Source organism: Hydrogenophaga sp. (assembly GCF_030373225.1).
GTDB lineage: Bacteria > Pseudomonadota > Gammaproteobacteria > Burkholderiales > Burkholderiaceae_C > Hydrogenophaga.
In genome coordinates, this window is the sequence record NZ_JAUCZG010000001.1 from 191,623 (window position 1) to 215,191 (window position 23,569).

A 23,569-nucleotide genomic window follows, 5' to 3' on the forward strand; every position below is an offset into this window, starting at 1 on the left:
CCCTCCACGCCATGAACACCACCCCGACCGAACTCCCCACGCTGCCTGAACTGCCCTCCGGGTTGCGCTTTGCTTTTGTCGAAGCGTCGTGGCATGCCGACATCGTGCATCAGGCCCGCGATGCCTTCTGTGAAGAAATGGCGCGGGGTGGTTTCCCGGCCGATGCCATCGACGTGTTCGATGTGCCCGGCGCCTTCGAGATCCCGTTGCATGCGCAGCGCCTGGCGCGTTCCGGCCGCTACGCTGCCGTGGTGGGCAGCGCGCTGGTGGTGGACGGAGGCGTCTACCGTCATGACTTCGTGGTGCAGACGGTGGTGCAGGCGCTCATGAACGTGCAGCTCGACACCGGCGTGCCGGTGATTTCTGCGGTGCAGGCACCGCACCATTTCCACCAGCATGTGGAGCACCGCCGTTACTTCATGCGCCACTTCGCGGTACAAGGCACCGAGGCGGCGCAGGCCTGCCTGAAAACAGTGGCCGGGCTGCGGCGGCTGGACAGCTTGTTGCCGTCCTGACGCCGCGCCCATCCTCATCGCGCCGCCAGGGCCGGTGGCAAGCCCAGGTCGTTTCCGCCGCGAAGTACCGCGATGCGGACCGAGCCGCGCCCAATTGATGCATCATGGCTGCCCGCGCTGCGTCGAGGCCGCCCCTGGTTCGTCGACGGAAGCGTGTCCTCACTGAACGGAACAACCATGAACACCGCCAAACTGGTCGGCATCCTCCTCATTGCCGCAGGCGCCATCGGCCTCGTGTACGGCAGTTTCAGCTACACCAAGGAAACCGAGGCCGTGAAGCTTGGCCCGCTGGAGCTGACCGTGAAAGAAAAGGAAACCGTCAATGTGCCGGTGTGGGCCGGGGTCGGTGCCATCGTCATCGGCGGCCTCTTGCTGGTCATGGGTGGCAAGAAAGGCTGATCGCTGCAGCGCCGCTGCCCTCGCCGATGTCGCGCAAGCCTGTTGTCGCCCCGACCCGCTTCGATCCGTCCCCCGCACCGCAACCCGACGCAGCGGGGTGGATGGCTTCGCGGCACTGGACACCCTTCGAATTCCAGCGTGATGTCTGGTCCGCCATTGACGCCGGCCAGAGTGGCTTGCTGCACGCCACCACCGGATCGGGCAAGACCTACGCGGTCTGGCTCGGTCTGATCGGGACGCTCGGCCGGACCTTGCCTCGCGAGAAGCCGCCGCTGTCGGTGCTGTGGATCACGCCGATGCGCGCGCTTGCCGCCGACAGCGCTGCGGCGCTGCGTGCTCCCCTGGCCGACCTGGCACCGGGCTGGACGCTCGGCCTGCGCACCGGCGACACCCCCAGCGCCGAGCGCGCCCGGCAGGACCGGCGCTGGCCCACCGTGCTCGTCACCACGCCCGAGTCGCTCTCGCTGCTGCTCGCACGCACCCGTGCGCACGACGAGCTGGCGGGTGTGCGCGCGGTGGTGGTGGACGAATGGCACGAACTCATCGGCAGCAAACGTGGCGTGCAGGTGCAGCTGGCGCTGGCGCGACTGCGGCGCTGGCAACCCGCCCTGCTGGTCTGGGGCATGAGTGCGACCCTGGGCAACCTCGATGAAGCCATGCGGGTGCTCTGTGGGCCGGCCAAGGCGCGACTGGTGCGCGGGCGCCTCGACAAGGCCCTGTCCATCGACACATTGATACCGGACGAACCCGGCCGCTACTCGTGGGCCGGCCACCTGGGCAAGCGCATGCAGGAGCCGGTGGTTCGCGAGCTGGAGACCGCCAGCACCGCACTGGTGTTCACCAACACGCGCAGCCAGGCCGAGATCTGGTACCAGCTGCTGCTGGCCCTGCGCCCCGATTGGGCGGGACAGGTGGCCCTGCACCATGGCAGCCTGGACAAGGCGGTGCGCGAATGGGTGGAGCAGGGGCTGAAGTCGGGCCAGCTCAAGGCGGTGGTCGCCACCTCGTCGCTGGATCTCGGGGTCGATTTCCTGCCGGTCGAGCGTGTGCTGCAGATCGGCTCGGCGAAGGGGGTGGCGCGCCTGCTTCAGCGCGCCGGGCGCAGCGGGCACGCGCCGGGCCACCCCAGTCGCATCACGCTGGTGCCCACCAACACGCTCGAACTGGTGGAGGCCGCGGCCGTGCGCGAAGCGGCGCTGGCCGGGCGGGTGGAAAGCCGGCACAGCCCCGAGCAACCGCTGGACGTGCTGGTCCAGCATCTGGTCACCGTGGCGCTCGGGGGCGGGTTCGAGCCGGACGCCCTGTTCAACGAGGTGCGCTGCGCGTTCGCCTACCGTGCGCTGTCGCGCGAGGCCTTCGACTGGGTGCTGGCGTTCTGCGAGCGCGGCGGCGAGAGTCTGAACGCCTATCCCGACTACCACCGCATCCAGCCCGACGCCTCCGGTGTTTACCGGGTGCCCGACACCCCGCAGGGACGCGCCACCGCGCGTCGCCACCGCCTGGGCGTGGGCACCATCGTGAGCGACGCTGCGCTGCAGGTGAAGTTCATGAACGGCGGGCGCATCGGCTCGATCGAGGAGGGCTTCATCGCGCGTCTGCGCAAGGGCGACTGTTTCGTGTTCGCCGGTCGATTGCTCGAATTCATCCGTGTGCACGAGATGACCGCCTGGGTCAGAAAGGCCGAAAAGGCCAAAGGCGCCGTGCCATCGTGGCAGGGCAGCAGCATGCCCCTGTCTTCCGAGCTGGGCGAGGCGGTATTGGCACAGCTGGCCCTGGCCGCCGACGGTCGCTTCGAATCGCCCGAGATGCAGGCGGCCAGACCCATGCTCGACACGCAGGCCAGGGTCTCGCGCCTGCCGCGGGCGGGAGAACTGTTGCTCGAGCGCATGCAGTCGCGTGAGGGTCACCACCTGTATCTCTATCCCTTCGCCGGACGCCACGTCCACCTCGGGCTGGCCAGCCTGCTGGCCTGGCGACTGGCACGCGACTCTCCCAACACCTTCAGCCTTTCCGTGAACGATTACGGACTGGAGCTGCTGAGCAGCGAGCCGGCCGACCTCGCACGCCTGCTGGACCGGTCGTTGTTCACCACCGACGATCTGCTGGCGCACGTGATGGACTCGCTCAATGCCGGCGAAATGGCCCAGCGTCGTTTTCGCGAAATCGCCCGCATCGCCGGGCTGGTGTTCAGCGGTTATCCCGGCGCGCCCAACAGCCTCAGACAGCTGCAGGCCTCCAGCGGTTTGTTCTTCGAGGTCTTTCGCAAGTACGACCCGGGCAACCTGCTGCTCGGTCAGGCCGAGCGCGAGGTGCTGTCGCAGGAACTCGACATCGGCCGCTTGCGCACCGCCCTGCAAGACATGGCCACCCACAAGCTGCACTGCGTGGCGCTGGAGCGTCCGAGCCCGATGAGCCTGCCGCTCATGGTGGAACGGTTGCGCGAACGGCTGAGCACCGAACAGCTCTCGGCCCGGCTGGACCGGCTGCTGCGCGACATCGACAGGGCCAAGGCATGAGGAAGGCCTGGTGGTTCTGCTTCATGGCGGCGCTGCTGGCACTCGGTGCCGGCGCGCAAGCTGCGGCTCGCCAGGACGAGGTCTACAGCGCGCGCGTCAGCCGCGTGTTCGACGGCGACACCGTCTGGGTGAAGCCGCTGGCCGGCGGCAAGTACCGCAAGCTGCGTCTGGACGGCATCGATGCGCCCGAAATCTGCCAGCCAGGCGGCGAGGACTCGCGCGATGTGCTGGCGCGGCGATTGCTGAACCAGGTGGTCGAGGTGCGCGTGCGTGCGCAGGACGATCATGGACGCGGTCTGGCCCGCCTGCAGCACGAGGGCGAGGATGTGGCGGCCTGGCTGGTGGCGTCGGGACAGGCCTGGTCGTACCGGTGGCGGCGCAGCCCCGGCCCGTTCGCGGCCGAGGAAAAGCGGGCGCGCGAGCTGGGTCTGGGCTTGTTCAGGCATTCGTCCCCCGAGTTGCCGCGCGACTTTCGCAAGCGCCACGGACCGTGCCCCATGCCGCCTCGTGGCTAGTTCGGATGCGGGCTGCCGCACACCGCGCACTGCGGGTTTTGCGGCAAGGTGATTTCGTTGAAGGCGAGGTCGCGGCCGTCGAGCATGAGCAGCTTGCCGGTGAGGCGCGAGCCCAGGCCGGTGAGCAGTTTCAACGCTTCTGCCGCCTGCATGGTGCCCACGATGCCCACCAGCGGCGCAAACACACCCATGGTGGCGCAGCGCGTTTCTTCCAGATCTGCCGATTCGGGAAACACGCAGGCGTAGCAGGGATTGCCTGGGGTGCGGGCATCGAACACGCTGAGTTGTCCGTCCATGCGGATGGCGGCGCCCGAGACCAGCGGCTTGTGGTGCTTCACGCAGGCCCGGTTGATGGCGTGGCGCGTGGCGAAGTTGTCGGTGCAATCGAGCACCACGTCGGCCTGGGCGACCAGCTCGTCCAGCAGGGTCTGGTCGGCCCGCTGCACGACGGGCGTGACCCGCACGTCGGGGTTGATGGCAGCGATCGCCTCGACGATGGACTCGGCCTTGGGGCGTCCCACCCGGGCGAGGTTGTGGGCAATCTGGCGCTGCAGGTTGGTCTCGTCCACCACATCGTGGTCGACCACGGTGATGCGCCCCACGCCGGCGCTGCCGAGGTACAGCGCCACTGGTGAGCCCAGGCCACCGGCGCCGATGATGAGCGCGTGCGAAGCCAGCAAGGCCTCCTGGCCCTCGACGCCGACTTCATTGAGCAGGATGTGGCGCGAATAGCGCAGGAGCTGTGCGTCGTCCAAAAGCATCACAGCGGGCTGTTGGCCCGCTGTGTCCTCAGTTTTCTTTTTTCTCTTCGGTGCGCACCGACTGGCTCTTGCTGACCATCACCGGACGGCCCTTGAGCTGGTTGATGGCCTGCATGAGCTGGAAGTCCTTCTCGGTACCGAATTCCGGCACCAGGCGCTGACCAGGGTTCTTGCGGGCTTCCTCTTCCAGCCGCTTGCGTGCCACCTCGCGCTCCTCGCTGCGCGCCTGCTCGGCCGCGCGTGCCGCGTCGGTCATCGGCGTTGCGGCGGCCTTGGGGTCCTTGCCGTTGGTCAGGCTGTTCTGCAGGTCGGCTTCGCGGGTGCGCAGCGCGGCAAACACGTTGCCTTCCAGGGTCTCGTCCACCAGCACATCGGGCACGATGCCCTTGCCCTGGATGGAGGTGCCCAGCGGCGTGTAGTAGCGCGCGGTGGTCAGCTTCAGGCCGGTGTCCGGACCGAGCGGGCGCACGGTCTGGACCGAGCCCTTCCCGAAGGTCTGGCTGCCCAGGATGGTGGCGCGTTTGTGGTCCTGCAAGGCGCCGGCCACGATCTCGCTGGCCGAGGCCGACCCCTCGTTGACGATCACCACCAGCGGCACCCGCTTGAGGGCGCCCCGGGTGTTCTCGGTCAGGCGCTTGATGGGGTCGTTGCCGCCCCGGCGCAGGTAGTGCTGGGGAATCGCCTTGTAGACGAACTTGCTGTCTTCCAGTTGCCCGTTGGTGGACACCACGGTGACGTTCTCGGGCAGGAAAGCGGCCGACAAGGCCACGGCCGCATCCAGCAGGCCACCCGGGTCGTTGCGCAGGTCCAGCACCAGGCCCTTGAGGTTCGGCTCGGCCTTGTACAGGTCTTCCACCTTGCGGGCGAAATCCTCGATCGTGCGCTCCTGGAACTGCGACACGCGCACCCAGGCATACCCTGGCTCGACCACGCGCGACTTCACGCTCTGGGTCTTGATTTCCTCGCGGGTGATGGTCACCGGAAAGGTTCGGTCTTCATCCCTGCGGAAGATGGTCAGCAGCACCTTGGTCCTGGGCTCGCCACGCATGAGCTTGACCGCCTCGTTGATCGTCAGGCCCTTGACGTTGGTGTCGTCGATCTTGGTGATGAGGTCGTTGGTCTTGAGTCCGGCGCGGAAAGCCGGCGAATCCTCGATCGGCGAAACCACCTTGACCAGGCCGTCTTCCATCGTGATCTCGATGCCCACCCCCACGAACCGCCCGCTGGTGCCTTCGCGGAATTCCTTGAACGACTTCTTGTCGAAGTACTGGGAGTGGGGATCGAGACTGGCGACCATGCCGGTGATGGCCTCGTTGATCAGTTTCTTCTCGTCCACCGGTTCCACGTAGTCGGTCTTGACCATGCCGAAGACGGCAGCGAGCTGTTGCAGTTCCTCCAGCGGCAATGGCGCCAGTGTTCCCCGGGCCACCGCCTGCAATTGCACCGTGGTGAGCGCACCCGCGACCGCACCTATGGCCACCCAGCCTGCAATTTTCAGCTTGTGACTCACCTGTTTTGCCATTGAAATACCCCACTGTTGACGCCCGTGCCGGGCCGCTCGACCCGATCGCGGATCAATATACACCTATGAGCATGGACAGCCGGTTCGGTTCCCCAATGCCCGGCCGGGTGCCCGGCCTGCTCCGATTGCCGGCTTTCAGGCCTTGCCCTGGGAGGCCACGGCGGCCGCGGCCCGGGCCGCGGCCTCGGGGTCGCCGAGGTAGTAGCTCCTGATCGGCTGGAGCCCGGCGTCCAGCTCATAGACCAGCGGAATGCCGTTGGGGATGTTGAGGTTGACGATGTCGGTTTCCGAAATGCCGTCCAGGTACTTGACCAGCGCCCGGATGCTGTTGCCGTGGGCCGCCACCACCACGCGCTTGCCGGACTTGATGGCGGGTGCCATGGCCTCGTTCCAGAACGGCAGCACACGGGCCACCGTGTCTTTCAGGCATTCGGTGAGCGGGATCTCTTCCGGCTTGAGGCGGTCGTACCGCCGGTCGCCGCGCTCGCTGCGCGGGTCCCCGGCTTCCAGCGCGGGCGGCGGTGTGTCGTAGCTGCGGCGCCAGACCAGCACCTGGTCGTCGCCGTATTTCCTGGCCGTGTCGGCCTTGTTGAGCCCCTGCAGGGCGCCGTAATGCCGTTCGTTCAGCCGCCAGCTGTGCACCACCGGCAGCCAGGTCCGGTCCATCTCGTCGAGCACGTGCCACAGGGTGCGCGTGGCGCGCTTGAGCACGCTGGTGTAGGCCAGGTCGAAGTCGTAACCCTCGGCCTTCAGCAGCCGGCCCGCAGCCAGGGCCTGGTTCAGCCCGGTGGGGGTCAGGTCGACGTCGGTCCAGCCGGTGAAGCGGTTTTCCAGGTTCCAGGTGGATTCGCCATGGCGAATCAGGACGAGTTTGTACATGGGCGGGCGGGTGGCGTTGAGGGGCGGGACGGATAAAAACAGGTCTGCGGTGCACCTGTTGCGGCAAAGGGCAACCCGCCATTCTAAAATCCCGGGCTTACTCGAAAGGTGCACCCGTGAGTTTCTTCATCGATAATTGGATTTTGTTGGCTGTGGCATTCACCTCGGGCGCCATGCTGCTGTGGCCGACGGTGTCTGCCGGATCGCGTACCGGCACGCTCAACACGGCGCAAGCCGTGCAACTCATGAACCGCGACAAGGCGGTGGTGGTGGATGTGAGCGAGCCGGCAGAGTTTGCGGCCGGCCACGTGATCGGCGCCAAAAACGTGCCGCTGGCCGACCTTGAGGCCAAGCTGACCGGCGCGGTCAAGAACAAGGCCACGCCGCTGATCCTGGTGTGTGCCACTGGCGCGCGTGCCAACCGGGCCGTGGCCACGGCCAAAAAGCTCGGGTACGAGAACGCCCAATCCCTGACCGGCGGCATGGGCGCCTGGCGCGCCGCCAGCCTGCCTGTGCAAAAAGCCTGATCATTCCTCCCTGACATTTGTATCGACGGAGAAGTTTTCATGGCCAAAGTCAAGATGTTCACCAGCGCCTGCTGCCCCTATTGCAGTTCTGCCAAGGCCCTGCTGCAGAGCCATGGCGTGGCCGACCTCGAGGAGGTGTTTGTCGACGGGCAGCCGGAGTTGCGCGCCCAGATGAAGGCCATCACCGGTCGCACCAGCGTGCCGCAGATCTTCATCGGCGAGCAACACGTCGGAGGCTGTGACGACCTCCATGCCCTCGACGGACGCGGCGGTCTGGTGCCCATGCTGCAAGCCTGAGTCATCGGGTCGCCGTGCCGGGCTGACATAATTCGGCCAGTGCCCGCCGCGGGAACGCTCCCCCGGCGGGTTTCTTTTTTCAACGCATTTCCCGAGACAACACCATGGCAGAAAACCAGGAACCCACCTTCCAGATCCAGCGCGTCTACCTCAAGGAAGCGTCACTCGAGCAGCCCAATTCGCCTGCGATCCTGCTCGAGCAGGAGCAGCCCACGGTGGACATCCAGCTCGGTGTGGAAGCCAGCCCGGCGGCCGACGGCGTGTTCGAAGTCTGCGTGACCGCCACCGTGACCACCAAGATCAAGGACAAGACCGTGTTCCTGGTCGAAGCCAAACAGGCCGGCATCTTTGAAATCCGCAACCTGCCGCAAGAGCAGATGGGCCCGATCATGGGCATCGCCTGCCCGCAGATCGTGTACCCGTACCTGCGCAGCAACGTGGCCGACATCATCCAGCGCGGCGGTTTCCCTCCGGTGCATCTGGCCGAGATCAACTTCCAGGCCATGTACGAGCAGCAGCAGGCCCAGGCCGCCGACGACGCGCCACGCATCGTCACTCAGTAAGGCCTTGCCCGGCACCGGCCCGATGAACATCGTCGTGCTCGGAGCGGGCGCCTGGGGCACTGCGCTGGCCATCAGCGCGGCCAGCCAGGCGCATGCAGACCGACGGGTCACCCTGTGGGCACGCGATGCGCAGCAAGCCGCCGACCTGCAACAACATCGCGAGAACCGCCGCTACCTGAGCGGGGTGGTGGTCCCGCAGGCCGTGCAGATCGCCACCGGCCCATTGCACGGCGGCTCTGCCCCGCTGGCCGGCGCCGATCTTGTGATCGTCGCCACACCGATGGCGGGACTGCGCGCCATGTTGACGCTGCTGGCCGGCCAGCGCGTGCCTGTCGCGTGGCTGTGCAAAGGGTTTGAAGCACCCACGACGCAGGCAACCGGCTTGCTGGGCCATGAGGTATGTGCCCAGGTGGCACCCGACCTGCCGGCCGGCGTGCTGAGCGGCCCGAGCTTCGCGCTGGAGGTGGCCCACGGTCAGCCCACCGCCCTGGTGGCGGCGAGCGAACACGCCCAGGTGCGCGACACGCTGGTGACCGCGTTTCACAGCGCCACGCTGCGTGTGTACGCCAACGACGACATCGTGGGCGTGGAAGTGGGCGGTGCGGTGAAGAACGTGCTGGCCATTGCCACCGGCCTGTGCGATGGCCTGGGTCTGGGCATGAACGCACGCGCGGCGCTCATCACCCGCGGCCTGGCCGAGATGACCCGACTGGGGCTCGCGCTGGGCGCCCGTGCCGAAACCTTCATGGGGCTTTCTGGCCTGGGCGATCTGGTGCTCACCGCCACCGGTGACCTGTCGCGCAACCGCAAGGTGGGCCAGCTGCTCGCGCAAGGCATGAACCTGCAGCAGGCGGTGGATTCGCTCGGCCATGTGGCCGAGGGTGTCTACAGCGCCCGCACGGTGGCTCAGCGTGCGCGCTCTCTCGGTGTGGAAATGCCCATCACCGATGCGGTGGTGGCCTTGCTCGAAGGCAGGCTGGTGCCCGTCGACGCTGTGGCCGCCCTCATGGGCCGCGATCCCAAGCAGGAAACGCGGTAGTTGTCGACACGAACCCGGGCCTCACCGGCGCTCGGGTTTTCCGTTCAGACATGCCGTGGACCGGGCTGCGCCAGGCCTCAGGCATGGATCCCTGGAAGGGTCGCGCGCAGCGCAGCGCGGGTGTCCCGCTAGATCTCGAAGTTGTCGATGAGCCGGGTTTTGCCGAGCCGCGCGGCGCCGAGCACCACGAGTGGATCACCCGCTTGCGGCGCCTGCAGGTCGGCGCGGCGGCGCACGGTCAGGTAGTCGGGTTGCCAGCCGCGAGCGGCGAGGTCTTTCATGGCGCGTTCTTCCAGTGCCGGCAACTGGCGCACCAGGCCGTCGGCCGCTGCCAGTGCGTCACGGCCCAGCGCGCGCAGGGCGAGTGAGAGATGAACCGCTTCGGCCCGCTCGGCCTCGTTCAGGTAACCGTTGCGCGAACTCAGGGCGAGCCCGTCGGGGGCACGCCGGGTGTCGCCGCTGACGATGCTGATGGGCAAGGCGAACTGCTTCACCATGCGCCGGATCACCATCTGCTGCTGGTAGTCCTTCTGCCCGAAAACGGCAAATCGTTCTCCCCTGGCTTCGGACAACACGCTCTGGAACAGCTTCATCACCACGGTGCACACACCGGTGAAAAAGCCGGGACGGAAATGCCCCTCGAGGATGTCGGCCAGTTCGGTGGGCGGCTGTACCTTGAAGCCCTGTGGTTCGGGGTACATCTCCTTTTCAGACGGTGCAAACACCACGTCGCAACCCGCGGCGGCGAGCTTGTCGCAATCGGCCTGCAGCGTGCGCGGGTAGGTGTCGAAGTCTTCGTGCGGCGCGAACTGCAGCCGGTTGACGAAGATGCTGGCCACCGTGACGTCGCCGAGCGGTCTGGCGGTGCGCACCAGATCCAGATGGCCCGCGTGCAGATTGCCCATGGTGGGCACCAGGGCGGGGTTGTTGAAAGGGCGCAGAGTGCTTCGAAGTTCTTCGATGGTGTGGACGACTTTCATGCTCACCACGCGTGCAGTGCGTCGTCTGGAAAGCTGCCATTCTTGACCGCAGCCACGTAGGCGGCCATGGCGTCTCGCACGCTGCCGGCGCCCTCCATGAAGTTGCGCACGAACTTCGGGTTCTTGCCCAGGTTCACGCCCAGCATGTCGTGCATCACCAGCACCTGGCCGGCGGTGTCCTTGCCGGCGCCGATGCCGATGGTGTGGCAGGTCGGGAGTTGGCGCGTGATCTCTGCCGACAGGGCCGCAGGCACCATCTCCAGCACGACCATGCTGGCGCCAGCGTCCTGCAGTTCAAGCGCGTGGCGCTTGAGCACGAGGGCCGCCGCGTCGCCTCGGCCCTGCACCCGGTAGCCGCCCAGGGCGTGCACCGTTTGCGGTGTCAGGCCGAGGTGGGCGCACACCGGGATGCCGCGCTCGACCAGGAAGCGCACCGTCTCTGCCGTCCAGCCGCCGCCTTCGAGCTTGACCATGTGCGCACCGGCGTGCACCAGCTGTGCCGCGCTGCGCATGGCCTGCTCTTTGGATTCGTGATAGCTGCCAAACGGCAGGTCGCCCAGCAGCCATGCCGTGGCCTGCACGCGGCGCAGACCGCGCGCCACGCTCTCGACGTGGTAAGCCATGGTCTCCAGCGTCACGCCGGCCGTGCTGGCCAGGCCCTGGCAGACCATGCCCAGCGAATCGCCCACCAGAATGCACTCCACACCGGCGGCATCGGCCACAGCGGCGAAGGTCGCGTCGTAGGCGGTGAGCATGGTGATCTTTTCGCCGCGCTCGCGCATCTCGTTGAGGCGCGGCAGGCTCACGGGTTTGCGCTGGGGCAGGGGAGAGGCCGTGGGCAGTGTGCCGTAGGGTGTTGCCATGGGCGCGGAAGGGGTGGAGGTGCTCATGCGTGGGGCCCGCGTGATTCAGGGGTGGGTGAGAATGCGGGACTATAGACCATCCCGGTATGCTTGCGGCCCATGAAACACCTCTCTGAATTCACCCTCGAAGACCTGCAGGAACTGGCCCGCGGCGATGTGGCGCGGGCGCTGGCAGAAGACGTGGGCGATGGCGACCTGACCGCTGCGCTGGTGGACGCGGCCAAGCCCGCGAGGGCGCGCATCGTGGCTCGCGAGTCGGCGGTGATCTGCGGCACGCCATGGGTTGAAGCCTCGGTGCTCGCGCTCGATTCGCAGGCCCGTCTGAACTGGCATGTGGGCGAGGGCCAGCGGTGTGCGGCCGATCAGACCGTGCTGACCATCGAAGGCCGTGCCCGAGCGTTGCTCACCGCCGAGCGCACGGCGCTCAACTTCCTGCAATTGCTCTCGGCCGTGGCCACCAGGACGGCGGTTTTCGTCGAGGCAGTGGCCGGCACACGCGCACAGATCGTGGACACGCGCAAGACCTTGCCCGGTCTGCGACTGGCGCAGAAGTACGCTGTGAAGACCGGTGGCGGCGTGAACCACCGCATCGGCCTGTACGACGCGGTGCTGATCAAGGAAAACCACATCGCTGCGGCCGGCGGCGTGGCGCAGGTGCTGCAGCGCGTGCGCGACACGGTCCCCCAGGCGCGTTTCATCGAGATCGAGGTGGAGACCCTGGCCCAGCTTGACGAGGCCCTGGCCTGCGGCGCCACCATGGTCCTGCTCGACAACATGGACATCCCCACCTTGCAGGAAGCGGTGCGGCGCAACGCAGGGCGCGCGGTGCTCGAGATCTCGGGGGGCGTGAACCTGCAGACCGTGCGCGCACTCGCCGAGACCGGCGTGGACCGCATCTCCATCGGCGCACTGACCAAGGATGTCAAGGCGATCGATTTCTCCATGCGATTCGAGGCGCTCTGAGGCCTCGACAAGGACAACCATGAACACCGAAGCCAAGGTCATCGACGTCGAATACGAACAACCCGCCTGTCCCACGCAACACGCCTGGGCCCGCGTGCCGGTCGAGCCCGGGCCCAGGCAGCGCGCCGAACTCAAGGAACGGATCCGCCGCCTGCTGAAAGAGCGCAATGCGGTGATGGTCTCGCACTACTACGTGCACCCCGACCTGCAGGACCTCGCCATCGAGACCGGCGGCATCGTGAGCGATTCGCTGGAAATGGCGCGCTTCGGGCGCGACCACGCGGCGCAGACCCTGATCGTCTCGGGTGTTCGCTTCATGGGCGAAACCGCCAAGATCCTGAGCCCCGAGAAGACCGTGCTCATGCCCGATCTCGACGCGAACTGCTCGCTCGACCTGGGCTGCCCGATCGAGCAATTCAGCGCGTTTTGTGATGCCCACCCGGACCGCACGGTGGTGGTGTACGCCAACACCAGCGCGGCCGTGAAGGCGCGCTCCGACTGGCTGGTCACGTCCAGCTGCGCGCTGGACATCGTTCGCGCGCTCAAGGACAAGGGCCACAAGATCCTGTGGGCGCCCGACAAGCACCTGGGCGGCTACATCCAGCGTGAGACCGGCGCCGACATGGTGATGTGGGGGGGCGCCTGCATCGTGCACGACGAGTTCAAGGCTTCCGAGTTGCAGGCGCTGATGAAGGAGCACCCGCAAGCCAGGGTGCTGGTGCACCCGGAGAGCCCGGCCGACGTGATCGCGCTGGCCGACTCGGTGGGTTCGACCTCGGGCATCCTCAAGGCCGCGCGCGAGATGGACGCGCCCGAGTTCATCGTGGCCACAGACAACGGCATGATGCACATGCTGCGCCAGCAGAACCCCGGCAAGGTGTTCATCGAGGCGCCCACCGCCGGCAACAGCGCCACCTGCAAGAGCTGCGCGCACTGCCCCTGGATGGCCATGAACGGGCTGGCCGGTGTCGCTCAGATCCTGGAAAAAGGCCTCAACGAGATCCACGTCGACCCGGCATTGATTCCACGAGCCCGCCTGCCGATTGATCGCATGCTGGCGTTCACCGGCGCGCAGCGCCTGGGCAACGACCCGGGCGCGCTGGTGCCCGACATCGGCGCTGCGTGATTTGATGCCCTCCTGGCTTGAGATTCTGGCTAACCTCAGCTATCTCGCTTCGGTGGCACTGGCGGCTCGCAACCGAGCAGCGACATGGCCAGTCGGAATTCTGGGGTGTGGCCTGTTTGCCGTCCTGTTTTTCCAGAACCAGCTCTATGCAGATGTCACACTGCAGGGCTTCTTTGTTTTTACCAGTGTGGTGGGATGGTGGCACTGGCACCGTGGCGCATCCCCTGAGGCAGCGCGTATTCAGGTCACGCCACACCGCAAGCTGCTGGCCTATGCGGTTATCGCCATCTGCGTGGCGTTCGCCTATGCGTTCGTGCTGCACACATTGACCGATGCTTTTGCTCCCTGGATTGACTCTCTTGTACTGACTCTCAGCGTCGTTGCGCAGTTGTTGCTGATGCGCCGTCGGATCGAGACGTGGTGGTTCTGGCTTGCAGTGAACACGCTTGCCGTGCCGCTGTTCGCTTGGCGTGGTCTTCAGCTGACTGCGGTGATCTATACATTGTTCTGGTTCAACGCGCTTTACGGCTGGTGGCACTGGAGGCGGGTTTTGCAGCGGGAGGATGCGTGATGGAACAAGACGTTGCGCTGGGGCTGTTCGTGGGCAAGTTTTCACCGCTGCACCGGGGCCATGCATGGTGCATCGATCAGGCGAAGTTGCGGTGTCAGCGTCTGATAGTGTTGAGCTGGTCTCGCCCGGAATTGCCTGGCTGTGAAGCGCCCAAGCGCCGCCGTTGGCTTGCTGCCAATTGCTTTGGCGTGGAGGCCCACGTGCTGGACGCCGAAGAGGTTGTTGGATTGCGGGGCGGCGGGTGCGCTATTCCGGCTTTGCCGACCAATGCGGACCCTGACCATTTGCAGCGGGCGTTTGTGGCCGATTGGTGCCGCTACATGGGTTTTTCGGTGGATGCGGTTTTTACGAGCGAAGACTACGGCGAAGGCTTTGCCGAGCACCTTGGCCGCGCATTGGGGCGCCCTGTGAGGCACATCCCGCTGGATCATGCGCGTCGTGCCATGCCTGTGTCGGCCTCCGCCATACGATGTGATATTCATGGGCAGCGAGCATGGCTGGCGGGCGGTGTTTATGCCGACTTTGTCGAACGGATAGCACTTATCGGCGGCGAGTCGACTGGCAAAAGCAGTCTTGCTCAAGCCCTGGCTGACACGCTGGAAACGCAGGTCGTTCCCGAGTATGGTCGCGAGCTGTGGCTTGATCGCGGCGGCGTCCTCCAAGCCGCAGACATGCTTGACATCGCGCGTAGGCAAATCGAAGAAGAACGCGCTGCATCGCGCGATGCAAATCGGTACTTGGTGTGTGACACAACACCCTTGGTCACTTTGTTTTATGCACTGGATCTTTTCGGTGCTGCCGATCCTGAGTTGCACGGCCACGCCCAGCGGGAGTACCACCACTGTTTCCTGTGTGCCGACGATTTCAAGTTTGTGCAGGACGGCACTCGAAGGGATGCTGCATTTCGGTCTCGTCAGAACGATTGGTATCGAGGGCAGTTGCGCGCGTACGGCGTTCCGTTCAGTGAACTGTTCGGGTCGATTCCGGAACGCGTTGGGCAAGTGCTCTCGCACTTGCGATGTGATCGGCCTTAGCGGGCCGGCGGTACGAGGATGGTCGGCCTGGCCACCGGCAACATGTCCGGATAGTCGCGGCTGAAGTGCAGGCCGCGGCTCTCGTGCCGCAGCATGGCCGACATCACGATCAGGTCGGCCACCTGGACCAGGTTGCGCAGCTCCAGCAGGTCGCGTGTGACGTGGAACTGCGAATAGAACTCGTGGATCTCGGTCTGCAGCAGCGAGATGCGGTGGGCCGCGCGCTCCAGGCGCTTGTTGGTGCGCACGATGCCCACGTAGTCCCACATGAAGCGGCGAAGCTCGTCCCAGTTGTGCGAGATCACCACCTGCTCGTCGGCGTCGGTCACGCGGCTGTCGTCCCACAGCGGCATGGCCGGGGTGTCTGCCACCGTGGCCGAGCGGATGGCGTTGACCGCGCCTTGCGCGAACACCATGCATTCCACGAGCGAATTGCTGGCCAGCCGGTTCGCGCCGTGCAGGCCGGTGCAGGTGGCCTCGCCCACCGCATACAGGCCGGCGATGTCGGTGCGCCCGCCCAGGTCGGTGACCAGCCCGCCGCAGGTGTAGTGAGCGGCCGGCACCACCGGAATGGGTGAAGTCGTGATGTCGATGCCCAGCTCGGCGCAGCGCGCCAGGATGTTGGGAAAGTGCTCGTGCAGAAACTCGGGGCTCTGGTGCGAGATGTCGAGGTACACGCAGTCCAGGCCGTGCTTTTTCATCTCGAAGTCGATGGCCCGGGCCACCACGTCGCGCGGCGCCAGTTCGGCACGCGGGTCGTGATCGGGCATGAAGCGGTGGCTGCCCAGGTGCGGCGGCAGCTTGAGCAGGCCGCCTTCGCCGCGCACGGCTTCGGTGATCAGGTAGCTCTTGGCATGCGGGTGGTACAGACAGGTCGGGTGGAACTGGATGAACTCCATGTTGCCCACCTGGCAGCCCGCGCGCCAGCCCGCGGCAATGCCGTCGCCGGTGGCGGTGTCGGGGTTGGTGGTGTAGAGGTAGACCTTGCCCGCACCGCCCGTGGCCAGCACGGTGTGCGTGGCGCTGAAGGTGACCACCTCGTCGCGCACGGTGTCCAGCACGTAGGCGCCGAAGCAGCGTTCGGCCACGCTGTGGGTGGTGCTGTGGCCCGGCAGCTTGCGGTCGGTGATCAGGTCCACCAGCATGTGGTGTTCGAACACCGTGATGCCGGGTGTCTTGCGCACCCGTTCGATCAGCGTGGCCTGCACCGCGGCACCGGTGGCATCGGCCGCGTGCACGATGCGCCGGTGGCTGTGGCCGCCTTCGCGCGTGAGGTGCAGCTCGCCGGCTTCGAGCGAAAAAGGCACGCCCAGCTCCTGCAGCCAGGCGATGGCGGCCGGCGCGTGTTCCACCGTGAACTGCGTGGCTTCCAGGTCACACAGGCCGGCGCCAGCCACCAGGGTGTCTTCCACGTGCGAAGCGACACTGTCGCCTTCGGCCAGCACGGCGGCAATGCCGCCCTGCGCCCAGTTGCTCGACCCGTCGATCAGGGCCCGTTTGGTCACCACGGCCACGCGGTGCGTCGTGGACAGGTGCAGCGCTGCGGTCAGCCCGGCCAGGCCACTGCCGATGATGAGGACGTCGAAGCGGTGGAGGTCGGTCATTTTGAAAGATGAGTTGAGCCGCCGGGCCGCTCCCAAGGCAGCTCAGCCCCCTTGGGGGGCAGCGACCCGCGAAGCGGTGGAGCGTGGGGGCTCATGTTGATGTGTAGGCCAGTCGGACATAGATGGGTGCGAAGGCCTCGGCCTGGGTCAGCTCGATGAGCGTCTCCTTGGCCAGTTCGAGCATGGCGATGAAAGTCACGACCAGCACGGGCGAGCCTTTTTCCGGGTCGAACAGTTCGCCGAACTCGACGAACTTCCGGCCTTGCAGGCGACGCAGCACGATGCTCATGTGTTCGCGCACCGACAGCTCCTCGCGGCTGATCTTGTGGTGCTGCACGAGCCGGGCGCGTTTGAGGATGTCGCGCCAGGCGCTTTGCAGGTCGATGGGGTTCACGTCGGGGAAGCGCGGTGCCAGCGCCTGCTCCACATGAACCTGCGCGCGCAGGAAGTCGCGGCCGTATTGCGGTGCTTCGGTCAGGCGCTGGGCCGCCAGCTTCATCTGTTCGTATTCGAGCAGGCGGCGCACCAGCTCGGCGCGCGGGTCTTCGGCCTCTTCACCGTCGGCTGTCTTTTTGGGCGGCAGCAGCATGCGCGACTTGATCTCGATCAGCATGGCCGCCATCAGCAGGTACTCGGCCGCCAGCTCCAGGTTGCTGGCGCGGATCTCGTCCACATAGGTCAGGTACTGGCGCGTCACCGCCGCCATGGGGATGTCGAGGATGTTGAAGTTCTGCTTGCGGATCAGGTAGAGCAGCAGGTCCAGCGGGCCTTCGAAGGCTTCCAGAAAGATCTGCAGCGCGTCCGGCGGGATGTAGAGGTCGCGCGGCATGGCGAACAGCGGTTCGCCGTAGAGCCGCGCCAGCGCCACGTGGTCCACCACGGTGGGCAGCACCGCGTCGAGGCCCTGGGGTGCCTCGTCGAGTGTGTGGACCTCGTTGCCCATGTCGCTGTCGGGGAAGCGTCGCCGGATCAGCTGTGGTCCGAACCGGTCTGGTAGACGTACGACTGCTGGGGCACGCGCGCGGTTTCGGCTTCCGCCTGGAAACCGCGGTCGATCGCCTTGTCCCACAGAAGCGAGCGGCCCTGGCGCTGCGACTGCTCCAGGCCCGGCTTGTCGGCCTTGAGTTGTTCGATGAACAACGTGGCGTCGGACTTGTAGTCGGGGCGGCGGAAGAAGGACATGGTGTTCGGAGCCTGGTGCGGGGGAAAGGCGCGATTTTACCGGTCGGCGCCGCGGCCCGGGCGGCCCGGGGTCACTCGCAGGTGCCCAGCCGCGCCGCGAAGCCCGAACGCTCGATCAGCGAGCGCGGTTGCGGGTGCAACCCCACCATGCCGAGCTGCCCCCCGCGCTTGTGCACCGCCTTGTGCAGCTGTTCCAGCGCGTCCAGGCCGGTGGTGTCGAGCGAAATCATGTGGCTGGCGTCCAGCATCACGTTGACGGGTGTGGGCGAGCGTTCGACCTCGGTCACGATGGGGTCGATCTTGGCCACGGCGCCGAAAAAGAGCGAACCATAGAGCTTGTAGGTCGCCTGCTGTTCGGTGCGCGCCACCGGCTCGGCGCGGAAGATTTCGCTCTGGCGCCGCACGAACAGCACCACCGCGAGCACCAGCCCGAGTTCGACCGCCACCGTCAGGTCGAAGACGATGGTGACGAAGAAGGTGGACAGCAGCATCAGCCGGTAGTGGTTGCTGAAGTGTTTGAGCCGCGCGAACTCGCGCCACTCGCCCATGTTCCAGGCAACGAACAGCAGCACGCCGGCCAGCACCGACAGGGGGATGTGGAAGGCCAGTGGTGCTGCCAGGAGCACCACCGCGGCCAGCGTGAGGGCGTGCACCATGCCCGCCACCGGCGAGGCGGCGCCCGAGCGGATGTTGGTCACCGTGCGCGCGATGGTGCCGGTGGCTGGCATGCCGCCGAAGAAGGGCACCACGGCGTTGGCGATGCCCTGGGCCATGAGTTCCTGGTTGGGGTCGTGCTTGGGCGCGTCTCCGAGCTGGTCGGCCACGCGCGCGCACAGCAGCGACTCGATGGCGCCCAGCAGCGCGATGGTCAGGGTGGGGGTGACCAGCAACCGCACCGTTTCCCACGAAAAATCGGGCAGGTCGAACACCGGCAGGCCTTGCGGAATGCCGCCGAAGCGCGTGCCCACGGTCTCCACCGGCAGGCTGAGCGCCCAGGCCAGCAGCGACAGCGTGACGAGTGCGATCACCGGGCCGGGAATGCGCGAGGTGGCCCTGAGTGCGCTGACCGTCTCGATGGATTCGAGCTGGCGGCGGAACTGTGAATCGACTGCCCACAGCCGGGGCCAGACCACCAGGCCCAGCACGCACAGGGCACCGAGCCCGAGCGCGAACGGATTGAGGCTGTGGATGTGGCTGCCGATGGCGCCGATCTGGCCGAAGAAGTTGGCCGGCATCTTCTCGATGTCCAGCCCCAGCAGGTCACGCACCTGCGACAGGGCGATCAGCACCGCGATGCCGTTGGTGAAACCGATCACCACCGTCACCGGCACATAGCGCACCAGCGTGCCCAGACGGAACAGCCCCAGCAGGAACAGCAGCACGCCGGCGCTGGCGGTGGAGATCAGCAGGTTGGCCACGCCGTAGCGTTCGACGATGCCGTAGACGATGACGATGAAGGCGCCCGCCGGGCCGCCGATCTGCATGGAGGTGCCGCCCAGGGCCGAGATCAGGAAGCCCGCGATGATCGCCGTCCACAGCCCGGCCTCGGGCTGCAGTCCACTGGCAATCGCAAAGGCCATGGCCAGCGGCAGCGCCACGATGCCGACCGTTGCGCCGGCCCCCACGTCGCGCGCCAGCTTGTCCCGGTTGTAACCCTTGATGTCCTGAAGCAGTCGCGGACGAAACGGAGCGAGTGGCGGCAGTCCTTGAAACATGGGGCATGTTACCTTTGGCAACGGTTCGCGAAGCTGACAGCGCAAGCCTCGAAGAGTGCGGGTTTACACTGAATTTCCACTGTTTCAAAGAGGCCTTCGCATGCACGCCTGGACCGATGTCATCCGCAAGACCTTGTTGTGCGGCGCGCTCGCCATGGGGCTGGCGCTGGCTGGCTGCGACGTGAAGAACATCAGCGAACTCGAAGAGGGCGTGTCCACCGAGGCCGACGTGCGCGAGCGTTTCGGCGCACCCGAGGCGGTCTGGGACGGTGCCGACGGTTCGCAGATCTACGAGTACAACCGCCAGCCCGCCGGCCATGTGAACTACATGATCACCATCGGCCCGGACGGCCGCATGTCTGCGCTGCGCCAGGTGCTCACCGAGCGCAACTTTGCGCGGGTGTTGCCCGGCATGGCCATGGAAGAGGTTCGCCGCATGCTGGGCAAGCCCATGAAGATCACCACCTACGACCTCACGCGCGAGACCCACCACGACTGGCGCTACATGGACGGTGTCAACCAGAGCGATTCGAAGGTGTTCACGGTGGTGTTCGACACCGACCTGCGGGTGATCCGGACGATGTCGATGCCCGATCCGGACCTGGACAGGACCCGCTGACGACGCCCTGCTGGACCCGAACGGGGGTGGGCTCAGCCCGAACGTCGGGCGATCACCTCACCCGCATGCCCGGCTTTGCCCCAGGCCAGGGGTTCAGGATGTGGATGCCGGGCTCGGCGGTCTCGTCGGCATGGCTGGCCGCCAGCACCATGCCTTCGCTCACGCCGAACTTCATCTTGCGTGGGGCCAGGTTGGCCACCATCACCGTGAGCTTGCCCACCAGGTCTTCGGGCGCGTAGGCGCTGGCGATGCCGCTGAACACATTGCGCATGCGGCCTTCACCCACGTCCAGCGTGAGGCGCAGCAACTTGGTCGAGCCTTCCACCGCTTCACAGTTGACGATCTGCGCGATGCGCAGGTCGATCTTGCTGAAGTCGTCGATGGTGATGGTGTCGGCGATGGGTTCGCCGCCGGGCACGGTCAGTTCGGCGGCCGCAGCGGGCGGTGGTTCGAACAGGGCGTCGAGCTGCTTGACGTCCACGCGCTGCATCAGGTGCTGGTAGGCGTTGATCCTGTGGCCGGCGCCCAGCAGGTTGGAGGCGTCGCTGAACTGCAGTGGCTGCACTTGCAGGAAGGCTTCCACGCTGGCGGCCAGCGCGGGCAGCACCGGCTTGAGGTAGAGCGTGAGCAGGCGGAAGGATTCGATGCAGGCGGTGCACACGTCGTGCAGGCGAGCGTCCATGCCTTCCTTTTTGGCCAGTTCCCAGGGCTTGTTCTGGTCCACATACGCGTTCACCCGGTCGGCCAGCAGCATCACCTCGCGCAGCGCCTTGCCGTATTCGCGCTCGGCGTACAGCGCGGTGATCGTGGGCGCTGCGGTCTGCAGGTGGTCGATCAGGTTGTCGCCATCGGCGGAGACTTCGCCAAGTTGTCCGTCGAAGCGTTTGGCAATGAAGCCGGCCGCGCGCGAGGCGATGTTGATGTACTTGCCGATCAGGTCGCTGTTGACGCGGGCCATGAAGTCGTCGGCGTTGAAGTCCACGTCTTCGTTGCGGCTGCCGAGCTTGGCGGCCAGGTAGTAGCGCAGCCATTCCGGGTTCATGCCCAGGCTGAGGTACTTGAGCGGGTCCAGGCCGGTGCCGCGGCTCTTGCTCATCTTCTCGCCGTTGTTGATGGTGAGGAAGCCGTGCACGAAGACCGCATTGGGCGTCTTGCGGCCACTGAAATGCAGCATCGCCGGCCAGAACAGCGTGTGGAAGGTGATGATGTCCTTGCCGATGAAGTGAAACTGTTCGGTGGCGGGGTCGGCCATGAAGGCGTCGAACGAGCGTGGCTCGCCCAGGGCTCGCGGACCGCCCTTGTCGAACCAGTTCTTGAGCGAGGCGAGGTAACCCACGGGGGCGTCGAGCCACACATAGAAGTATTTGCCCGGCGCGTCCGGAATCTCGATGCCGAAATAGGGCGCATCGCGGCTGATGTCCCAGTCACCCATCTTCGGCTTGCCGTCGGCGCCGGGCTCGATCCATTCGCTGATCTTGTTGAGCACCTCGGGCTGCACCGCCCCGCTCTGGGTCCACTGGTCGAGGAAGGCCAGGCAGCGCGGATCGGACAGCTTGAAGAAGAAGTGCTCCGACTGCTTGAGCACCGGCTGGGCGCCCGAGAGGGCCGAGTAGGGACTGATCAGCTCAGTGGGGCTGTAGACCTTGCCGCAAACCTCGCAGTTGTCGCCGTACTGGTCCCTGGCGTGGCAGTTCGGGCACTCGCCCTTGATGAAACGGTCGGGCAGGAACATGTTCTTCTCGGGGTCGAAGAACTGCTCGATGGTGCGCGTCTCGATGAGGTCGTTGGCCTTGAGGTCGCGGTAGATCTGCTGCGCGAGCTCGTGGTTTTCGGGCGCATCGGTGCTGTGCCAGTTGTCGAAGGCGATGTGGAAGCCGTCGAGATACGGCTTGCGGCCGGCGGCGATGTCGGCCACGAACTGCTGCGGCGTCTTGCCCGCCTTGTCGGCCGCGATCATGATCGGCGCCCCGTGCGCGTCGTCGGCACAGACGAAGTGCACCTGGTTGCCCTGCATGCGCTGGAACCGCACCCAGATGTCGGCCTGGATGTATTCCATGATGTGGCCGATGTGGAAATGGCCGTTGGCGTAGGGCAGGGCGGTGGTGACGAACAGGCGTCGCTGGCTCATGGGGTGGCTTTCTTCGGGGGAACCCGCAATTTTAGGGTGTCGGCCCGGCGATGTCCTCATGGCGATTGTGTGAATGACCCTGATGGCGTGGGGCGTTAGACTTCAGCCCGGTCGCGAGACCCCCTACCCCCACCCCCTCTGGAGCGAGTTCCCCATGTCCGTTGATTCCCAGGCGCTGCTGAGCGCGCTGCAAGCCGTCATCGATCCGAACACCGGACGCGACTTCGTCACCAGCAAGACGCTGAAGAACCTTCAAACCGTGGACGGGGACGTGTCCTTCGACGTCGAGCTGGGGTACCCGGCCAAAAGCCAGATGCCGGGGTTTCGCAAGTCGCTGATCGCAGCGGCCAAGTCCGTTGCCGGCGTGGACAACGTGTCGGTGAACATGACGATGAAGATCACCGCCCACGCGGTGCAGCGCGGCGTGCAGGTCATGCCCAATGTGAAGAACATCATTGCCGTGGCCTCGGGCAAGGGCGGCGTGGGCAAGAGCACCACTGCGGTCAACCTGGCGCTGGCGCTCTCGGCCGAGGGTGCCAAGGTCGGCATCCTGGACGCCGACATCTACGGCCCCAGCCAGCCCATGATGATGGGCGTGGAAGGCCGGCCCGAGAGCGCGGACGGCCAGACCATGGAGCCGCTGGAGAACTACGGCGTGCAGGTGATCTCGATCGGTTTCCTGATCGACCGCGACGAGGCCATGATCTGGCGCGGACCGATGGCCACGCAGGCGCTGGAACAGCTGCTGCGCCAGACCAACTGGAAAGACCTCGATTATTTGATCGTCGACATGCCTCCGGGCACCGGCGACATCCAGCTCACCCTGAGCCAGCGCGTGCCGCTCACCGGCGCGGTGATCGTCACCACGCCGCAGGACATTGCGCTGCTCGATGCGCGCAAGGGCATCAAGATGTTCGAGAAGGTGGGCGTGCCCATCCTGGGCATCGTGGAGAACATGGCGGTGCACGTGTGCGAGAAGTGCGGCCATGTGGAACACATCTTCGGTGCCGACGGTGGCAAGAACATGGCGGCCGAATACGGCATGGACTACCTGGGCGCGTTGCCGCTGAACATGAGCATCCGTGTGCAGGCCGACAGCGGCATGCCCAGCGTGGTGGCCGACCCTGACGGCGAGATCGCCGGCCTGTACAAATCGGTCGCGCGCCAGCTCGCCATCAAGATCGCGGCCAAGGCCAAGGACTTCTCGAACAAGTTTCCGAGCATCAAGATTTCCAAGGAAACCTGAGGCGG

General features: G+C 66.1%; 24 protein-coding genes. 14 read left to right on the forward strand and 10 right to left on the reverse strand.

Annotated elements, in window-relative coordinates:
* The first annotated feature begins 11 nt into the window (after positions 1-11).
* From QUV35_RS00975 to QUV35_RS00990, 4 genes are all read left to right on the forward strand, one after another.
* The gene (locus QUV35_RS00975) at positions 12-515 is read left to right on the forward strand and encodes a 6,7-dimethyl-8-ribityllumazine synthase (RefSeq protein ID WP_300870248.1); all 504 of its coding nucleotides are present in this window, start codon (positions 12-14) and stop codon (positions 513-515) included.
* Between the two features lie 177 nt (positions 516-692).
* Complete coding sequence (locus QUV35_RS00980; protein ID WP_300870249.1) at positions 693-914, forward strand: hypothetical protein; 222 nt, start codon at positions 693-695, stop codon at positions 912-914.
* Between the two features lie 101 nt (positions 915-1,015).
* Complete coding sequence (locus tag QUV35_RS00985; protein WP_300870250.1) at positions 1,016-3,430, forward strand: ligase-associated DNA damage response DEXH box helicase; 2,415 nt, start codon at positions 1,016-1,018, stop codon at positions 3,428-3,430.
* Positions 3,427-3,945 carry a thermonuclease family protein gene (locus tag QUV35_RS00990; protein ID WP_300870251.1) on the forward strand — a complete coding sequence of 173 codons (519 nt, stop codon included), beginning with the start codon at positions 3,427-3,429 and terminating at the stop codon, positions 3,943-3,945. The genes QUV35_RS00985 and QUV35_RS00990 overlap by 4 nt, the downstream gene beginning before the upstream one ends.
* On the opposite strand, the gene QUV35_RS00995 is transcribed toward QUV35_RS00990, so the two are convergent.
* The 3 genes from QUV35_RS00995 to gpmA all read right to left on the reverse strand — a co-directional run bounded on the left by QUV35_RS00995 (position 3,942) and on the right by gpmA (position 7,107).
* Positions 3,942-4,700 carry a HesA/MoeB/ThiF family protein gene (locus QUV35_RS00995; RefSeq protein WP_300870316.1) on the reverse strand — a complete coding sequence of 253 codons (759 nt, stop codon included), beginning with the start codon at positions 4,698-4,700 and terminating at the stop codon, positions 3,942-3,944. The genes QUV35_RS00990 and QUV35_RS00995 overlap by 4 nt on opposite strands.
* 34 nt (positions 4,701-4,734) lie before the next feature.
* Positions 4,735-6,216, reverse strand: a complete 1,482-nt coding sequence (locus QUV35_RS01000; protein WP_300870252.1) for a S41 family peptidase — start codon at positions 6,214-6,216, stop codon at positions 4,735-4,737.
* A gap of 147 nt (positions 6,217-6,363) precedes the next feature.
* Positions 6,364-7,107, reverse strand: coding sequence for a 2,3-diphosphoglycerate-dependent phosphoglycerate mutase (gene gpmA, locus QUV35_RS01005; protein WP_300870253.1), 744 nt, complete (start codon positions 7,105-7,107; stop codon positions 6,364-6,366).
* Between the two features lie 116 nt (positions 7,108-7,223).
* Between gpmA and QUV35_RS01010 the strand changes: the two genes are divergently transcribed.
* The 4 genes from QUV35_RS01010 to QUV35_RS01025 all read left to right on the forward strand — a co-directional run bounded on the left by QUV35_RS01010 (position 7,224) and on the right by QUV35_RS01025 (position 9,533).
* On the forward strand, positions 7,224-7,634 hold the full coding sequence (locus QUV35_RS01010; RefSeq protein ID WP_300870254.1) for a rhodanese-like domain-containing protein: 411 nt from the start codon (positions 7,224-7,226) through the stop codon (positions 7,632-7,634).
* 39 nt (positions 7,635-7,673) lie between these two features.
* Complete coding sequence (grxC, locus tag QUV35_RS01015; protein ID WP_300870255.1) at positions 7,674-7,931, forward strand: glutaredoxin 3; 258 nt, start codon at positions 7,674-7,676, stop codon at positions 7,929-7,931.
* A gap of 104 nt (positions 7,932-8,035) precedes the next feature.
* Complete coding sequence (gene secB, locus QUV35_RS01020) at positions 8,036-8,494, forward strand: protein-export chaperone SecB (protein ID WP_300870256.1); 459 nt, start codon at positions 8,036-8,038, stop codon at positions 8,492-8,494.
* 22 nt (positions 8,495-8,516) lie between these two features.
* Positions 8,517-9,533, forward strand: coding sequence for an NAD(P)H-dependent glycerol-3-phosphate dehydrogenase (locus tag QUV35_RS01025; protein ID WP_300870257.1), 1,017 nt, complete (start codon positions 8,517-8,519; stop codon positions 9,531-9,533).
* A 128-nt stretch (positions 9,534-9,661) separates the two neighbouring features.
* Here the strand turns inward: QUV35_RS01025 and panC are convergent, their stop codons facing one another.
* Positions 9,662-10,513 (reverse strand): pantoate--beta-alanine ligase, encoded by an 852-nt coding sequence (gene panC / locus QUV35_RS01030; protein WP_300870258.1) that lies wholly within the window; start codon positions 10,511-10,513, stop codon positions 9,662-9,664.
* A 2-nt stretch (positions 10,514-10,515) separates the two neighbouring features.
* Positions 10,516-11,403, reverse strand: coding sequence for a 3-methyl-2-oxobutanoate hydroxymethyltransferase (gene panB / locus QUV35_RS01035; protein ID WP_300870259.1), 888 nt, complete (start codon positions 11,401-11,403; stop codon positions 10,516-10,518).
* 72 nt (positions 11,404-11,475) lie between these two features.
* On the opposite strand from panB, the gene nadC reads away from it, so the two are divergent.
* From nadC to QUV35_RS01055, 4 genes are read left to right on the forward strand one after another with little or no spacing between them, the layout of a single operon-like run.
* Complete coding sequence (gene nadC, locus QUV35_RS01040) at positions 11,476-12,339, forward strand: carboxylating nicotinate-nucleotide diphosphorylase (RefSeq protein ID WP_300870260.1); 864 nt, start codon at positions 11,476-11,478, stop codon at positions 12,337-12,339.
* Positions 12,340-12,358: 19 nt separating this feature from the next.
* On the forward strand, positions 12,359-13,465 hold the full coding sequence (gene nadA / locus QUV35_RS01045; RefSeq protein ID WP_300870261.1) for a quinolinate synthase NadA: 1,107 nt from the start codon (positions 12,359-12,361) through the stop codon (positions 13,463-13,465).
* Positions 13,466-13,469: 4 nt separating this feature from the next.
* The gene (pnuC, locus tag QUV35_RS01050) at positions 13,470-14,036 is read left to right on the forward strand and encodes a nicotinamide riboside transporter PnuC (protein ID WP_300870262.1); all 567 of its coding nucleotides are present in this window, start codon (positions 13,470-13,472) and stop codon (positions 14,034-14,036) included.
* Positions 14,036-15,070: an AAA family ATPase gene (locus QUV35_RS01055; protein ID WP_300870263.1), complete on the forward strand. Its 1,035-nt coding sequence runs from the start codon at positions 14,036-14,038 to the stop codon at positions 15,068-15,070. Before pnuC ends, QUV35_RS01055 begins: the two co-directional genes overlap by 1 nt.
* Here QUV35_RS01055 and nadB read toward each other — a convergent pair.
* From nadB to QUV35_RS01075, 4 genes are all read right to left on the reverse strand, one after another.
* Positions 15,067-16,674, reverse strand: a complete 1,608-nt coding sequence (gene nadB, locus QUV35_RS01060; protein ID WP_300870264.1) for an L-aspartate oxidase — start codon at positions 16,672-16,674, stop codon at positions 15,067-15,069. The genes QUV35_RS01055 and nadB overlap by 4 nt on opposite strands.
* A gap of 91 nt (positions 16,675-16,765) precedes the next feature.
* Positions 16,766-17,617: a ScpA family protein gene (locus tag QUV35_RS01065; protein WP_300870265.1), complete on the reverse strand. Its 852-nt coding sequence runs from the start codon at positions 17,615-17,617 to the stop codon at positions 16,766-16,768.
* 26 nt (positions 17,618-17,643) lie between these two features.
* Complete coding sequence (locus tag QUV35_RS01070; RefSeq protein WP_300870266.1) at positions 17,644-17,856, reverse strand: DUF3460 family protein; 213 nt, start codon at positions 17,854-17,856, stop codon at positions 17,644-17,646.
* A gap of 71 nt (positions 17,857-17,927) precedes the next feature.
* Complete coding sequence (locus QUV35_RS01075; protein WP_300870267.1) at positions 17,928-19,571, reverse strand: SulP family inorganic anion transporter; 1,644 nt, start codon at positions 19,569-19,571, stop codon at positions 17,928-17,930.
* Between the two features lie 100 nt (positions 19,572-19,671).
* On the opposite strand from QUV35_RS01075, the gene QUV35_RS01080 reads away from it, so the two are divergent.
* Positions 19,672-20,190 (forward strand): outer membrane protein assembly factor BamE, encoded by a 519-nt coding sequence (locus QUV35_RS01080; RefSeq protein WP_300870269.1) that lies wholly within the window; start codon positions 19,672-19,674, stop codon positions 20,188-20,190.
* Positions 20,191-20,242: 52 nt separating this feature from the next.
* Here the strand turns inward: QUV35_RS01080 and metG are convergent, their stop codons facing one another.
* The gene (gene metG / locus QUV35_RS01085; RefSeq protein WP_300870270.1) at positions 20,243-22,318 is read right to left on the reverse strand and encodes a methionine--tRNA ligase; all 2,076 of its coding nucleotides are present in this window, start codon (positions 22,316-22,318) and stop codon (positions 20,243-20,245) included.
* 154 nt (positions 22,319-22,472) lie between these two features.
* Between metG and apbC the strand changes: the two genes are divergently transcribed.
* Positions 22,473-23,564, forward strand: a complete 1,092-nt coding sequence (gene apbC, locus QUV35_RS01090; RefSeq protein ID WP_300870271.1) for an iron-sulfur cluster carrier protein ApbC — start codon at positions 22,473-22,475, stop codon at positions 23,562-23,564.
* Positions 23,565-23,569 lie beyond the last annotated feature (5 nt).

What these genes read in the sequence shown, in the direction of transcription:
- QUV35_RS00975 (WP_300870248.1), top strand. Translation starts at nt 12, where the DNA reads ATGAACACCACCCCGACCGAACTCCCCACGCTGCCTGAACTGCCCTCC.
- QUV35_RS00980 (WP_300870249.1), top strand. Translation starts at nt 693, where the DNA reads ATGAACACCGCCAAACTGGTCGGCATCCTCCTCATTGCCGCAGGCGCC.
- QUV35_RS00985 (WP_300870250.1), top strand. Translation starts at nt 1,016, where the DNA reads ATGGCTTCGCGGCACTGGACACCCTTCGAATTCCAGCGTGATGTCTGG.
- QUV35_RS00990 (WP_300870251.1), top strand. Translation starts at nt 3,427, where the DNA reads ATGAGGAAGGCCTGGTGGTTCTGCTTCATGGCGGCGCTGCTGGCACTC.
- gpmA (WP_300870253.1), bottom strand. Translation starts at nt 7,107, where the DNA reads ATGTACAAACTCGTCCTGATTCGCCATGGCGAATCCACCTGGAACCTG.
- grxC (WP_300870255.1), top strand. Translation starts at nt 7,674, where the DNA reads ATGGCCAAAGTCAAGATGTTCACCAGCGCCTGCTGCCCCTATTGCAGT.
- secB (WP_300870256.1), top strand. Translation starts at nt 8,036, where the DNA reads ATGGCAGAAAACCAGGAACCCACCTTCCAGATCCAGCGCGTCTACCTC.
- QUV35_RS01025 (WP_300870257.1), top strand. Translation starts at nt 8,517, where the DNA reads ATGAACATCGTCGTGCTCGGAGCGGGCGCCTGGGGCACTGCGCTGGCC.
- panC (WP_300870258.1), bottom strand. Translation starts at nt 10,513, where the DNA reads ATGAAAGTCGTCCACACCATCGAAGAACTTCGAAGCACTCTGCGCCCT.
- panB (WP_300870259.1), bottom strand. Translation starts at nt 11,403, where the DNA reads ATGAGCACCTCCACCCCTTCCGCGCCCATGGCAACACCCTACGGCACA.
- nadC (WP_300870260.1), top strand. Translation starts at nt 11,476, where the DNA reads ATGAAACACCTCTCTGAATTCACCCTCGAAGACCTGCAGGAACTGGCC.
- nadA (WP_300870261.1), top strand. Translation starts at nt 12,359, where the DNA reads ATGAACACCGAAGCCAAGGTCATCGACGTCGAATACGAACAACCCGCC.
- pnuC (WP_300870262.1), top strand. Translation starts at nt 13,470, where the DNA reads ATGCCCTCCTGGCTTGAGATTCTGGCTAACCTCAGCTATCTCGCTTCG.
- QUV35_RS01055 (WP_300870263.1), top strand. Translation starts at nt 14,036, where the DNA reads ATGGAACAAGACGTTGCGCTGGGGCTGTTCGTGGGCAAGTTTTCACCG.
- nadB (WP_300870264.1), bottom strand. Translation starts at nt 16,674, where the DNA reads ATGACCGACCTCCACCGCTTCGACGTCCTCATCATCGGCAGTGGCCTG.
- QUV35_RS01065 (WP_300870265.1), bottom strand. Translation starts at nt 17,617, where the DNA reads ATGGGCAACGAGGTCCACACACTCGACGAGGCACCCCAGGGCCTCGAC.
- QUV35_RS01070 (WP_300870266.1), bottom strand. Translation starts at nt 17,856, where the DNA reads ATGTCCTTCTTCCGCCGCCCCGACTACAAGTCCGACGCCACGTTGTTC.
- QUV35_RS01075 (WP_300870267.1), bottom strand. Translation starts at nt 19,571, where the DNA reads ATGTTTCAAGGACTGCCGCCACTCGCTCCGTTTCGTCCGCGACTGCTT.
- QUV35_RS01080 (WP_300870269.1), top strand. Translation starts at nt 19,672, where the DNA reads ATGCACGCCTGGACCGATGTCATCCGCAAGACCTTGTTGTGCGGCGCG.
- metG (WP_300870270.1), bottom strand. Translation starts at nt 22,318, where the DNA reads ATGAGCCAGCGACGCCTGTTCGTCACCACCGCCCTGCCCTACGCCAAC.
- apbC (WP_300870271.1), top strand. Translation starts at nt 22,473, where the DNA reads ATGTCCGTTGATTCCCAGGCGCTGCTGAGCGCGCTGCAAGCCGTCATC.